This window comes from Amycolatopsis sp. NPDC052450, from assembly GCF_044547565.1.
GTDB lineage: Bacteria > Actinomycetota > Actinomycetes > Mycobacteriales > Pseudonocardiaceae > Amycolatopsis.
Window position 1 is genome coordinate 36263 of record NZ_JBIUAQ010000029.1, and the last position, 12828, is coordinate 49090.

General features: G+C 67.8%; 11 protein-coding genes and 1 tRNA gene. 4 read left to right on the forward strand and 8 right to left on the reverse strand.

Annotated features, from left to right (window positions below; all coding sequences use genetic code 11):
* Positions 1–3: 3 nt before the first annotated feature.
* The 3 genes from ettA to ACIHAO_RS33845 all read right to left on the reverse strand — a co-directional run bounded on the left by ettA (position 4) and on the right by ACIHAO_RS33845 (position 4528).
* On the reverse strand, positions 4–1680 hold the full coding sequence (gene ettA, locus ACIHAO_RS33835) for an energy-dependent translational throttle protein EttA (RefSeq protein ID WP_396564791.1): 1677 nt from the start codon (positions 1678–1680) through the stop codon (positions 4–6).
* 63 nt (positions 1681–1743) lie between these two features.
* Entirely contained in the window at positions 1744–2226 is a 483-nt protein-coding gene (locus ACIHAO_RS33840) for a single-stranded DNA-binding protein (RefSeq protein WP_396564793.1), read from the reverse strand.
* A 274-nt stretch (positions 2227–2500) separates the two neighbouring features.
* On the reverse strand, positions 2501–4528 hold the full coding sequence (locus tag ACIHAO_RS33845) for a cytochrome c oxidase assembly protein (RefSeq protein ID WP_396564795.1): 2028 nt from the start codon (positions 4526–4528) through the stop codon (positions 2501–2503).
* Between the two features lie 42 nt (positions 4529–4570).
* Here ACIHAO_RS33845 and ACIHAO_RS33850 point away from each other — a divergent pair, with 42 nt between their 5' ends.
* Positions 4571–5209, forward strand: a complete 639-nt coding sequence (locus tag ACIHAO_RS33850; protein ID WP_396564797.1) for a histidine phosphatase family protein — start codon at positions 4571–4573, stop codon at positions 5207–5209.
* Here ACIHAO_RS33850 and ACIHAO_RS33855 read toward each other — a convergent pair.
* Together ACIHAO_RS33855 and ACIHAO_RS33860 are read right to left on the reverse strand one after the other, a co-directional pair.
* Positions 5183–6349 carry a sensor histidine kinase gene (locus ACIHAO_RS33855; protein WP_396564908.1) on the reverse strand — a complete coding sequence of 389 codons (1167 nt, stop codon included), beginning with the start codon at positions 6347–6349 and terminating at the stop codon, positions 5183–5185. The two genes, ACIHAO_RS33850 and ACIHAO_RS33855, sit on opposite strands and share 27 nt — an antisense overlap.
* A 103-nt stretch (positions 6350–6452) precedes the next feature.
* Positions 6453–7631, reverse strand: coding sequence for an MFS transporter (locus ACIHAO_RS33860; RefSeq protein WP_396564799.1), 1179 nt, complete (start codon positions 7629–7631; stop codon positions 6453–6455).
* A gap of 122 nt (positions 7632–7753) precedes the next feature.
* On the opposite strand from ACIHAO_RS33860, the gene ACIHAO_RS33865 reads away from it, so the two are divergent.
* From ACIHAO_RS33865 to ACIHAO_RS33875, 3 genes are all read left to right on the forward strand, one after another.
* Positions 7754–8803 carry a LacI family DNA-binding transcriptional regulator gene (locus ACIHAO_RS33865; RefSeq protein WP_396564910.1) on the forward strand — a complete coding sequence of 350 codons (1050 nt, stop codon included), beginning with the start codon at positions 7754–7756 and terminating at the stop codon, positions 8801–8803.
* A gap of 188 nt (positions 8804–8991) precedes the next feature.
* Positions 8992–9381 carry a peptidase inhibitor family I36 protein gene (locus tag ACIHAO_RS33870; RefSeq protein ID WP_396564801.1) on the forward strand — a complete coding sequence of 130 codons (390 nt, stop codon included), beginning with the start codon at positions 8992–8994 and terminating at the stop codon, positions 9379–9381.
* 242 nt (positions 9382–9623) lie between these two features.
* A tRNA-Arg gene (locus ACIHAO_RS33875) sits at positions 9624–9697 on the forward strand.
* A 394-nt stretch (positions 9698–10091) separates the two neighbouring features.
* Here the strand turns inward: ACIHAO_RS33875 and ACIHAO_RS33880 are convergent.
* The 3 genes from ACIHAO_RS33880 to ACIHAO_RS33890 are packed head-to-tail and all read right to left on the reverse strand — an operon-like array spanning position 10092 to position 12667.
* Entirely contained in the window at positions 10092–10643 is a 552-nt protein-coding gene (locus ACIHAO_RS33880) for an LppA family lipoprotein (RefSeq protein ID WP_396564803.1), read from the reverse strand.
* Positions 10644–10655: 12 nt separating this feature from the next.
* The gene (locus tag ACIHAO_RS33885) at positions 10656–12353 is read right to left on the reverse strand and encodes an alpha/beta hydrolase (RefSeq protein ID WP_396564805.1); all 1698 of its coding nucleotides are present in this window, start codon (positions 12351–12353) and stop codon (positions 10656–10658) included.
* On the reverse strand, positions 12353–12667 hold the full coding sequence (locus tag ACIHAO_RS33890) for a hypothetical protein (RefSeq protein ID WP_396564807.1): 315 nt from the start codon (positions 12665–12667) through the stop codon (positions 12353–12355). Before ACIHAO_RS33890 ends, ACIHAO_RS33885 begins: the two co-directional genes overlap by 1 nt.
* Between the last annotated feature and the right edge of the window lie 161 nt (positions 12668–12828).

Genomic DNA, 12828 nt, shown 5'->3' on the forward strand with positions numbered 1-12828 from the left:
CCCTCAGTCGCGGGTCAGCTTGCGATGGGTGACGCGGTGCGGACGAGCCGCCTCGGCACCGAGACGTTCGACCTTGTTCTTCTCGTAGCCCTCGAAGTTACCTTCGAACCAGAACCATTGCGAGGGGTTCTCGTCCGTGCCTTCCCAGGCGAGGATGTGCGTCGCGACCCGGTCGAGGAACCACCGGTCGTGCGAGATGACCACGGCGCAACCGGGGAACTGCTCGAGAGCGTTCTCCAGCGAGCCCAGGGTCTCGACGTCCAGGTCGTTCGTCGGCTCGTCGAGCAGGATCAGGTTCCCGCCCTGCTTGAGGGTCAGTGCCAGGTTCAGCCGGTTGCGCTCGCCACCGGAGAGCACGCCCGCCGGCTTCTGCTGGTCCGGCCCCTTGAAACCGAACGCGCTGACGTAGGCACGCGAGGGCATTTCGGTCTGCCCGACGTGGATGTAGTCCAGCTTGTCCGAAACCACCTCCCATACCGTCTTCTTCGGGTCGATTCCGCCACGGTTCTGGTCCACATAGGACAGTTTGACCGTCTCGCCGATCTTCACCTGGCCGTCGTCCGGCTCCTCGAGCCCGACGATCGTCTTGAACAGCGTCGTCTTGCCGACACCGTTCGGCCCGATCACGCCGACGATGCCGTTGCGCGGCAGGTCGAACGACAGCCCGTCGATCAGCACACGGTCGTCGAACCCCTTGCGCAGCTTCTCGACCTCGACGACCACGCTGCCCAGCCGGGGCCCCGGCGGGATCTGGATCTCTTCGAAGTCGAGCTTGCGGTGCTTGTCCGCCTCCGCGGCCATCTCTTCGTAGCGGTCGAGCCGGGACCGCGACTTGGTCTGGCGCGCCTTGGCGTTGGACCGGACCCATTCGAGTTCGGACTTCAGCCGCTTGGCGAGCTTGGCGTCCTTCTTGCCCTGGACTTCGAGGCGCTCGCGCTTCTTCTCCAGGTACGTCGAGTAGTTGCCCTCGTAGCCGACGACGCGGCCGCGGTCGAGCTCCATGATCCACTCGGCGACGTTGTCCAGGAAGTACCGGTCGTGGGTGACGGCGAGGACGGCACCGGCGTAGTTCGCCAGGAACTGTTCCAGCCACAGCACGCTTTCGGCGTCCAGATGGTTGGTGGGCTCGTCGAGGAGCAGCAGGTCGGGCGCGGACAGGAGCAGCTTGCACAGCGCGACCCGGCGACGCTCACCACCGGAGAGGTGGGTGACCGGCTCTTCCGGCGGCGGGCAACGCAGGGCGTCCATCGCCTGCTCCACCGCGGAGTCGATCTCCCACGCGTCGGCGTGGTCGAGGTCCTCCTGGAGCTTGCCCATCTCCTCCATCAGCTCGTCGCTGTAGTCGGTCGCCATCAGCTCGGCGACCTCGTTGAAGCGGTTGAGCTTGACCTTGATGTCGCCGAGACCCTCTTCGACGTTCTCGCGGACGGTCTTTTCCTCGTTGAGCTCCGGCTCCTGCATGAGGATGCCGACGCTGGCGCCAGGCTGGAGGAAGGCTTCGCCGTTGCTGGCCTGCTCGATCCCCGCCATGATCTTCAGAACGGTGGACTTACCCGCGCCGTTCGGCCCCACCACGCCGATCTTGGCGCCGGGGTAGAACGCGGTGCTGACGTCGTCGAGGATGACCTTGTCCCCGACGGTCTTGCGCACCTTCTTCATGGTGTAGATGAACTCGGCCATACAAGCGATCGTAGAGCGAGCCGATCGCGGACTCGACGGCGGTCACCATCGAGCTACCGTCAGTCAGCCCGACATCACTGAACGAGCATCGGCACCTCCGGCCGCGGGTGCGTCCTCCAGCGCGGTGACCATGGGATTCCCCCCGGGCGGCGGGGACAGCGGGATCGCCCTCGGCCGGTCGCGTCCCATCCGGTGGATCTCGGCCGAGCAACGCGCGAGGTTGGGCCCGATGGAGAAGGCCTCAAGCTCAGGTAGACCCAGAGGCGCCGGGATCTCCTCCGCGGTTTCGGCGCCGCGCAGCCGTCCGGCCACGATCACCGGATCGCCCTTGCTGAGGCAGGAGAACGCCGCCATCGCCAGCTTGCGCCAGCAGGTGACCTTGACCGCGAGCTGCCGCCCCTCGCCCCACTCCCCTCTTTCCTTGTCGTACCGGCGTTCGACACTCCGCAAGCCGAACGACACGACATCGTGGCCGTGCACCCGCTCCGGATGGTGGACCGGTTCGCTGGTCAGGTTGCCGATCATGGTCACCCACGTTTCGCCCATCGCCATCACACTCGCCCTTCTCCTCGTTCCGGGACCTTCCCGGCGTTTCCCTTGATCACAGACTGCCTCGGATCGAAGGGCGGAAAAGGACGCGAACCGGATCTGTGGACAACTCCGGGCGATGTGGGCTTCCTGTGGACAACTCGGACCGAACGGCCGGCGTGGGCGCGGAGATGTGGTAGGAGACGGTCAGCGCCGGAGCGGTAGTGGCCCTGCCTGTGCTGATCGGCTCGAGGACTTGAGCCACCGCCCCGGCACGAGTCCGGTCAAAGCGTTACGAGCCGGAACCCGGGCCCCGGCCCTGATCCGCGAGTTTCTTCAGCATCGCGTTGTAGGCGGTCAGATCCGCGTCACCCGATGCGTCCTCGCGGCGATCCCGCCGCCGGGCCTCCCGTTCGTCCTGGCGCGCCCACTGCACCAGCAGTGCGACCAGCACCAGCAGGACCGGCAGCTCACCGGACGCCCACGCGATCCCGCCGCCGAGCCGCTGATCGGTGAGCAGGTCGGTGACCCACGGCAGCTTCAGCCCGCGGTAGAAGTCCTGCCCGAGCACGGTCTGCATGCTCATCAGCGCGATCCCGAAGAACGCGTGGAACGGCATGGCGGCGAACATCATCCCCAGCCGCCCCAGCGGCGGGAGCCGTCGTGGTGCGGGGTCGACGCCGATCACCGGCCAGTAGAAGACGTATCCGGCGAGCAGGAAGTGCGCGTTCATCGCCAGATGCGCCCAGTGGTAGTTCAGCGCGGAGTCGAACAGGCCCGAGAAGTACAGGCCGTAGAAGGAACCGACGAACAACAGCAGCGCGACGATCGGATGCGTCAGGAACCGCGAAAGCGGCGAGTGCACGAAGGCGAGGAGCCATTCACGCGGTCCGGGCGGGGCGTCCTTGCCCGCCGCGGGCAGTGCGCGCAGCGCGAGCGTCACGGGTCCGCCGAGCACGAACAGCACCGGCGCCACCATGGACAGCAGCATGTGGTTGCCCATGTGCACGCTGAACATCGCGGGCGCGTACCGCCCGATGCCGGACGACGTCGCGATCAGCAGCACGAAACAACCGCCGAGCCACGCGACCGTCCGGCCCGTGGCCCAGGTGTCGCCGCGGCGCCGCAGCCGCCGGACCCCGGCGAGGTACAGCCCGGCGAGAACGAGCGCGAGCGTGCCGTAGACGAGGTCGAACCGCCAGTCCGTGAGCAGCCTGAAGACGGTCGGCGGACCGTAGAGGTCGTAGCCGATCAGCAGTTCCGTGGTCGACGGCTGGGTGAGCGATTCCTGCGGTGGCGGGGTCTTCGCGAGCCCGGTGGCGATGCCGATGGTGATGAACATGATCAGCACCTCGACGGCGGCGAGCCGCAGCAGCTGCCCGCCGCCCGCGCCGTTCACCAGCCCGGCGACACCCTTCTGCCGCTGCTGGTGGCCGAAGACGCCGAGCAGCAGCAACGCGACGATCTTCGCGAGCACCAGCAGGCCGTAGTCGGTGGTGAACAGGTCGGCGATCCTGATCCGCACCAGCGCGTTGACGACGCCGGAGATCGCCATCACGATCCAGCAGACCAGCGCCAGCTTGGAAAACCGCGACGCGGCGAGCTTCAGGTTCTCGCCGCGGCGCCAGCCGAGCGCGAGCAGCGCGACCAGGCCGCCGACCCACAGCGCGGCGGCGACCAGGTGGTACAGCAGGCTGTTGGTCGCCATGTCGTGCGAGCCACCGCTCGCGGAATGGCCCGTGACCGCGACAGGAACGAGGCCGCCGACGGACAGGAAGAAGACCACCGTCGTCCAGCCCCAGGTCAGCGCGAGACGGCAGCCGAGCGCGACCAGCAGTGCGATCAACGCGGTGAACAGCCATGCCTTGGGCTGCTCGATGGCGTCGACGAGGTCGATCAGCACCTGCGGCGAGAGCACCTCGGTGAACGGGCGGCCGGCGCCGTCGGCCGCGGAGAAGAAGATCGACGCGGCGGCCGCGAAGAACCAGACCCATGCGGCGACGCCCGCGACACGGATGGCCGCGTAGCCGTCGGCCGCGAGCGTGCCGGACTTCTGCGGCGGGACGAGGAACGCGGCGAGCAGCAGCGAACCCACGCACAGCACCGAAGCCGCCTCGGCCAGCACCCGGACGACGGTGATGCCGTAGCGGGTCACCAGCCCGGGATCCGGCAGGCCGGCGATGACGTAACCGGCGCCACCGGTCAGCGCGACCAGGCCGACGGCCACCACCGCGGCCAGCAGCGCACCGATCGACACCAGCGGCAGGACACCGGCCTTCCGCGCGGACGGGGCCGGTTTCGTCTCGGGGTCTGAAGGCACGTCACGAGGGTATGCCGGGCGCGCGAAGGGCAAGATGGCGGCGTGCGGATCATCCTGCTGAGGCATGCCGAGTCGCTCGGCAACGTCGACGAGCTCGCTTACACCCGGATTCCCGACCACGCTCTCCCGCTGACCGAGGCCGGCCGCGAGCAGGCGGAACTGGCGGGCCCGGAGATCGCGGAACTCCTCGGCGGGCAGCGACCGGCGGTCTACGTCAGCCCGTATCTGCGGACGCGGGAAACGCTGCGGCTACTGGACATCCGGGACGAGTGCGAGCGGATCGTGCCGGAGCCGAGGCTGCGGGAGCAGGACTGGGGCAACCTCCAGGATCCGCTGGAGCAGGAGGTCCAGAAGCAGCGGCGCCACGAATTCGGGCACTTCTTCTACCGGCTCCCGTTCGGCGAATCCGGCGCGGACGTCGACGACCGGGTCGCGGCGTTCCTCAGCGAGCTGGCGGCGTGCGGCGAAGATCACCCCGAAACCGTGCTGGTCGTCTCGCACGGGCTGACCATCCGGCTGCTGTGCCGCCGTCTCTTCGGCTGGAGCATCGAGCTGTTCGAATCCCTGTCCAACCCGACGACCTGCGAATACCGCGTCGTCGAGCGCACGAATGGGAAATGGATGCTGGACCGCCCGTTCCGCCAGTGGCGCGACTCACCCGACGGGGACACGCAAGACTGACGGCGCGAGGAGCACCACCCGGGTTCCCAGCCCCGGCGTGGATTCGATCCTCGCGAAACCGCCGATTTCCGCCATCCGCGCGATGATCGAGTTCTCGAGGCCGAAGCCGCGCCGCCGGTCGCCGACATCGAAACCGGCGCCGTGATCGCGCACCGTCAGGGAAACCCCGCCGCCGATCTCCTCGACGCTGACGACGGCCCGCCGGGTCCCGGAGTGCTTCAGCGTGTTGCGCAAGGCTTCCCTGACCGAGTCGTGCAGGGCCATGGCCGCTTCTTCCGGGAGTTCCGGAGCACAGTCGTCCTGGATGACGACCTCGGCGCGCAGGCCTTCCGCGGCCATTTCGGCGGCGAGCAACCGCAACCGCTGGTGCAGTCCGATCCTCTCGGTGGACTCGTGCTCGAGGCTGATCCGGATGCGCATCGCCTGGGCGCGAGCGGTCCGGCGGAGGCGGTCGAGGCTGGCCGCCGGATCGAGTTCGTCGGCGGGCGCGGGGATGGCGAACGACTCCATCACCTGCAGGACCGTGTCGTGGACGTCGCGGCGATGCCGTTCGCGTTCCGCCGCCCGTCCCTGCTGCTCCCCGAACCCGAGCGCGAACCGCATCGAAGCGCCGACCAGGCCGACGATCGCGAGGGACGCCACCAACGCGGTCGCGAGGGCGAGGAAGAGCCCCAGCGAAGAAGCCGGGTCCAGCAGGGTGTTCAGCGCCACCGCCACGCCGGCGACCAAGGACCCCGCCAGCGCGCCACGCAGCAGGGCCCAGATCATCACCGTGCCCATCAGATGGGTCCAGGTGATCGACGTGATCGCGAGATCCGGCGAGATCAGCGCCGCCGCCAGGACGAAGAGGACGGCGAACCCGGCGTCGGCCACCGGCACCATTCGCGTACCGGCCGGAGACCACCGGAAGACCCAGACGGCTTCGGCGACGTTCGGCACGAGGTGCATCAGCGCGAACGCCCACAGCACCGAAGGCCCGTCGAGACCCGCCGACAACAGCGCCTGCACCAGCATCACCAGCCGGAAGACCAGCGGGACCAGGACGAGCCGGGGCAACGTGGTCTGCACCAGTCGCGCCGGGATCCCGGGCACCTGGTGACGACCGGTCAGGATCCCCACGCCGCCGCCGAGCATCAGCACCCTCACGCCGCTCCTCCCCGGATCAGCCGTCCTGAAACAGCGAACGAGTCGCATTCATTTCAGTTTACTGAGCAATCAGCTTGCCCGCGTCACGGCGAGGATGTCAACGGGCGACGGGTTCGGAAACCTCCTCCCGTTTGCGCGCCCGAGCCGCGGCCACCGCGGACGGCACGATCAGCGCGGCGGTCAGTCCGACGAACAGGAACGACACCGAAAGCGACGTCACCTGCGCGATCCCGCCGATCAGGGGTGGCCCGGCAAGGAAACCGGTGTAGGCGATCGCGGTGACGAAGGCCAGTTCCCGCTCGCCTCCGGTACCGTCCGCGCGTTTGCCCGACGCGCCCGCGAGGCTCAACGCGATCGGGAAGGCAGCGGCCAGCCCGGCGCCCGCCAGCGCGAAGCCGACGAACCCGAACACGGGAACGCGGGCCAGCGCGGCGAGGACGAGCCCTGCCGCGGCGATACCGGCACCCACCGCCAGCGCACGGGTCGCGCCGAAGCGGTTCTGAACCCAGGCGCCCGCGAGCCTGGCGAGCGCCATGGCCAGTGCGAATCCGGAATAGGCGAACGCCGCGGCGCCGTCGCCGACCCCGTGCACGGACGTCATCAGCAGGGCGGACCAGTCCGAACTCGCGCCTTCCGCGATCGCCGAGAACAACGCGATGGCGGCGAGCAGCCAGAGGACGGGCCGTTTGATCGGCGCCACCCGCGGCTTCTCGACGGGTTCGGTGTGCTCGGGCCGCGCTCCGGGCACGGCGACGATGACGAAGGCGAGCACCACCAGCGCGGCCAACGCGGCGACCGTGAGATGCCGCCCCGGTGACCAGTGGTGCGACGCGGCGAATCCGGCGGCGATGGAACCCGCCAGCGCGCCGAAGCTGAACCCGGCGTGCAAGATCGGCATGATCGCGCGTCCGGACCGGCGCTCGACCTCGACTCCGGCGACGTTCATCGCCACGTCCAGCGCGCCGACACTCGCGCCGAGGACGAACAAGGCCCCGGCGAGCAGGGCGACCGACGTCGAGAAGCCGATCATCGGCAGCGCGGCGCAGGCGATGATCGTGCTGCCCGCGACCACCGCGCGGGCACCGTGGCGCTCAATCAGCCGTCCCGAAACCGACGCCGCGATCAGCATGCCGACGCTGGCGCCCAGCAGGGCGAGGCCGAAGACACCCGGCGAGGCGCCCACTCGTTCCGACAACGCGGGAGTCCGCGGCGCCCAGGAGCCGAGCGCGGCCCCGTTGAGCGCGAACACGACGAAAACGGCCGTACGGTCACGCATAGACCCCAGTCTCCCTTCCATTTCCTCTTCCCCCAGAATGACTTAAGCGCTTCAGAAAGTCCACCGGCCGAGGTCAGGACTAGACTGCCGCCGTGACCAGCACCCGACGGCGAAGGCCGACGTTGGACGATGTCGCCGACGCCGTCGGGGTGTCGCGGGCGACCGTCTCCAACGCCTACAACCGGCCCGATCAGCTGTCCGCCCGACTGCGCGAAGAGGTGCTTCGCGCAGCCAAGAAGATCGGGTACGCGGGGCCGAACCCGACCGCCCGCAGCCTGGCCACCAGCCGCACCGGCGCGATCGCCGTCCTGCTCGACAACCATCTTTCGACGGCCTTCTCCGATCCCGCGCTGTCGCTCACCCTCGACGCGCTCTCGACCGTCGTCGATCCCGAGGGTCACGCCCTCCTGCTGCTCCCCGGCGACGGCGAGAGCGGCGGGCCGCGCGCGGAGCGGATCCTGACCGCGCAGGCCGACATCGCGGTGGCGTATTCGCTGGCCGACGGTGCCCCGGCGCTGAACGCCGTCCGTGATCGGGGGATGCCGCTGGTGGTGATCGACCAGCCGCGTATCCGTGGTTCCGCGAGGATCGGGGTGACTGACCGGGCGGGGGCGGCCGCGGCGGCCCGGCATCTGCTCGGCCTCGGGCATCGGCGGATCGGGATCTTCTCGGCGCAGTGCCTCTCGGCGCCACGCGGCGGCGAACTGAGCGCGGCTGAGGCCGGGAACAGCCGGTTGCACAACAACCGCGAGCGGATGGCCGGCTACCTGGAGACGCTGGCCGAAGCGGGTGTCCCGATGGCGGACGTGCCGATCTGGGAAGCGTCCGGAATCTCGGTCGAGGGGGCCATCCCGAGCGCCTTCAGGCTGCTCGACCGGCATCCACGGCCGACCGCGCTGTTGTGCATGTCGGACCTGCTGGCACTGGCGGCGATCTCGGCGGCGAGACAACTCGGGCTGTCGGTTCCGGGTGATCTTTCCGTCGTGGGCTTCGACGACGTCCCGCCCGCACGGTGGTCCGAACCACCGCTGACGACGGTCCGACAGGACCTCGCCGCCAAGGGGCGCGCGGCCGGTGATCTGGTGCTGACCCTGCTGCGCGGGGAAAAGACGCCCGCGCCCGCCGAAATCCCCACCGCACTGGTCGTCCGGGACTCCACCGCGCCCGCTTAGCAGCCGTTTTCGGCGAGCACAAGGCGGTCCCGGTGATCTGTGGACAACTCGCCCCGATCGAGCGGCGCACAACTACTTATCCACAGAAGTAGAAATGCGGGCTGACAAAGCCTTCCCGTCGGGTCATCGTGGAATCACACATTCACCGACGGCACCCGAGCCGCCGATTCACGGGGGAGAACCCAGCCATGCAACGACGTTTGACGAACCTGCGCGCCCGCCTCCCGCACGTGCTCCTGCTGGCCATGTTCGGCCTGCTGACCAGCGCCGGAGTCGCGAACGCCACCACGGCGCCGCCCGAACCCGCCTGCCAGAAGGGCGAGTTCTGCGTCTGGGACGAAGAATCGTACGGCGGCGCGGTGCACAAATTCGACCTGCGTACCTCCAATCCCGACGAATGCATTCCCTTACCCGAAGGCTTCGACGGACATTCGTTCGTCAACCGGCTGAGCCGCGACGTGACGATTTACCAAAGCGAGGAGTGCACGACCGAAGGAGATTTCATCACCTATCCGGGTGGCGGCACCTACGTCCCCCAGGGACCGTTCGTGATCCGCGCCCTCAAGATCTGGGACTGACCACCCCGGCGGTTCGTGCCGGTCACTCGCGGAAGAGTCGACTCGCGACCTGCACGAACCCAGGGGCCGCTCCCCCGAAGCGGCCCCGGCCCGTGGGCGCGTCACCCCGCGTCGTGACGCGCTCACGGGCGTTCCAAAAAACGGTGGGCTCGACCTGAAACGATCTGGCGGTGTCGAACGATCGACAGGTTGGCGACGGCTAAGCTGCCGATGCTGGGCGACACCCAACGTCGCCGACGTCGGCCCTCGTAGCTCAGCTGGATAGAGCAAGAGCCTTCTAATCTCTAGGTCGCAGGTTCAAGTCCTGCCGGGGGCACGCCGCCACAGGGAAACCCCTGGTCACGCAAGTGGCCAGGGGTCCCCCATCAAATGCCGTCCGGCTCTCAGCGTGCCTGTGGAGGCCGAGGAAGCCCGACTTCCGTGACTCGGATCACCGCGCCGCAGAGCCAAATGGCGCAAGCGTCAAAACCCACCAAGGTTTCCCGCTCCAGCGCCAGTAATTCACCGATGCGGCGGCCCAGGCCGGGATGTCGGCGAGGTCTCACCGGGCCGCCTCCTTCGAGTCGCCGTTCCTTTGCTTTGTCCACAATGGACACACGCATCAGCCCGGTGGTCTCAAGTCCCGCACGAGCTCAACCGGTCAGGACCAGCCAGGCGACCATCACGACGACGTCGAACCACGGACCACGCGAGGCCCAGACGAAGCGTCTTCACTTCCTGATCAGGTGACACCCCGTAGTCAGGGACACGACAGTGCTCGTTCCTGACCCGACCGACAGCTGCGCACCCAACTGGTCGGTGAGGTTGAGCTGGGCGTCGCCGGCCTTGTTCACGTCGAGTGTCACGGTGGTGAACCCGGATCCACCCGCGACTTCGCGAACCACCGATTTGACCTGGTCCCATCGTGCAAGCAACGAGGTTTGCGCATACCAGCGCGGCAGGAACTTCTTGGCCGCTTCCTGCTCGTTCAACGCGGGGAACTGCGGAGCACATCCGCTGAACTCAGCTGACCCAGGTTCCTCGGTCCACTGCGTGACACCGAACTCGGCGGTGAGGCGGTCCCGGATCGTGACGCGGAGCTTCTCGTAACCGGCGACGGCCTCGTCCAACGTCGACCGGGTCGCCAGTTGTGCCTGTTGCTGTTGTTTCGACATCGACGGTCCTGTGGGTTGTGGATCAAGGTACTGGTGACCGTCGCTGCACCCGGCCAGCAGCACGGCGCCGGTCAACACGGCCGCGAACAGCCCTACTCGTGACAACACGTGATCAACTTCCTAGTGGGCGGAGACCGCCAGCTGTGGCCTGCCGGCCACGATCGCGGCGATATTGTGCTTGCTGGTGCTGTCGACGCCCTCCGGCGTGGTCCGGGTGTACTCGCTGTGCCCATGCGATGCGGCCAGCGCGCTTCCGTCCGGGCCTGTGGCCGCATCCGCCGAGAGCTGGTTCATGCCCTCCATCGCGTACGGGGCACGTCCATACCGCCAGAGCTCCGGAACGTATTGGGCGACGTCGTCCCCGTCAGCCTTGATGTTGTAGGCATGGCCTTCAGGAACCTTCAGCTCGCGCGCGGTGTTATCAATCCCGAAATGATCCGCCACACCGGGCGAGCCGAACACGACCGCGTCATCGACCCCAGTAGCGCCATGGGTGAGACTGACCCCCGTCACGATCGAACCTTGCGAATGCCCCAATGCGGTCAAGTGCGGATCTGTGGGACGCGAAGCGTTGATGCCCTGGTCGAACTTCGCGAGCTTGTCTCCGCCTGAAGCCGAGTTTTCGCCGGTGACCAATCCCAACAGGGAGCTCGAGTCATCGCCGGTGCTCGGCTCGTAGCCGATCCATGTCACCGTGGCGACGTTCGACATGTCCCCGCCACGGCGCAGCATGTCCTCCGCGCTGTGACGAACCCCCTGCATGTCGTTGACATAGCCCGACATATTCCCGTCGACCGTGGAGTTCATACCGGGGGTGAAGACCGCGACGTGCTGTGCGGTGTCGACATCACCGTTGGCGATCGCCGCCTTCGGGTGATCACCGGTCAAGTCCAGCGACATCAGCTGCCGGTTCGGGCTCAGACTGCCGTCCGGGTTGTGCATCATGCCGGTGATCGAGTCGATCGCCTTCATCCGCTGTTCCAGGCGCGCGATCTCGTCAGAATCGCCGTCCTCCCGCCGGAGCCGCTCCAGTTCCGCGGTGAAGCCGCGTTTCTGCTGCTCGAGCAGGTTCAGGTTGGCTTTGCTGCGATCAGCGGCCTTCACCCCGTCCCGGTTACCGACCCAGTCCGGGTGCTGCGCGATCAGCTGCTTGCGCTGTGCCTCGGACAAGGCGGCCCACCACGCGGCGTTCGTCGACGGATCCGCTCCCACCGGCGGTGGAGCCAACACCGACAAGGCACCGTTCACAGCTCCCGAATTGCCGGCCGCGGCCAAGCTGGTGTTCTCGTTGTCGTTCCCCGTGGCGTCGATGACGTTCCCGGCTTCGATCCGCTCCAACACCGCACACAGGTCATCATCGATGTCGGCGGCTTGCCGCAAAACCTGTACGACCCGGTCTTTGAGCTCCTCGGCGAGCCGGGTTCGTTCCTCTGCCATCAGTTGTGCCCGCTCCGGCGGTATGTCCGGCACGCCGTTGTCTACGATCCCTCCGTCCGGGGCGATCGTGAAGTGATTGCTCGAGGCGATCGCTTCGGCTTCCCGCACCCCGTTCCGCACACCTGTTATCGCATCGCCGGTGTCACCTGCCGCTCGGCGCAGCGCCGCGATGTCGGCGGCATACTCTTCCAGGCCGTCGATGATCTGGCTGACCTCCGCCGCCGCCGCGCCGGCCGAGTCACCGTGCCAACCCTCAGGCGTGTTGATGTCGCGCAGATCATCCGAACACGCCACAAGTTCGTTGTAGGCGGCGTTGATCTCTCCGACCGCCTCCTGCAACACCGCCGGATTCCATCGCGTCGCCTCACCCCAGCTGACCATTAGCTCGGCTTCACCTGCCCCAGTGCTCGCACGCTCAGATCCGCCGCCGCGGCATCTTCCCGGCCGGCATAGTGGTCCGCGGCCTTCGCCATGTTTCCGGCATAGGCCGCAAGCCGGGATTCGAAGCCCGCCTGCCGAGACACCAACACGTGCTTGACCCGGGCCATCGCCAACGCCGCCCGTGACCCCGGCATACCGAGATCACCAGCCGGCACCGCGGTCGGGCATCCAGCGCCCCGTAACCCGTCGACGACCCGCCCTGCGGCCTGACCGGTGCCGCGGATCTTGTCGACCACCACCTGATAGCCCGTCACAAACGCCTCCCCGTCGTTGGTAACCAATGGTCACCTTACGACAGCGATGCGTATCCACTCAACCGTCAACCTGCCTGTGAACAGCGAAAACAGTGTTTCGAGCCGATCTACCCACTACCTGGCAAGGAGGACTACTCAATCCTTGACACCAGTTGCCGGAT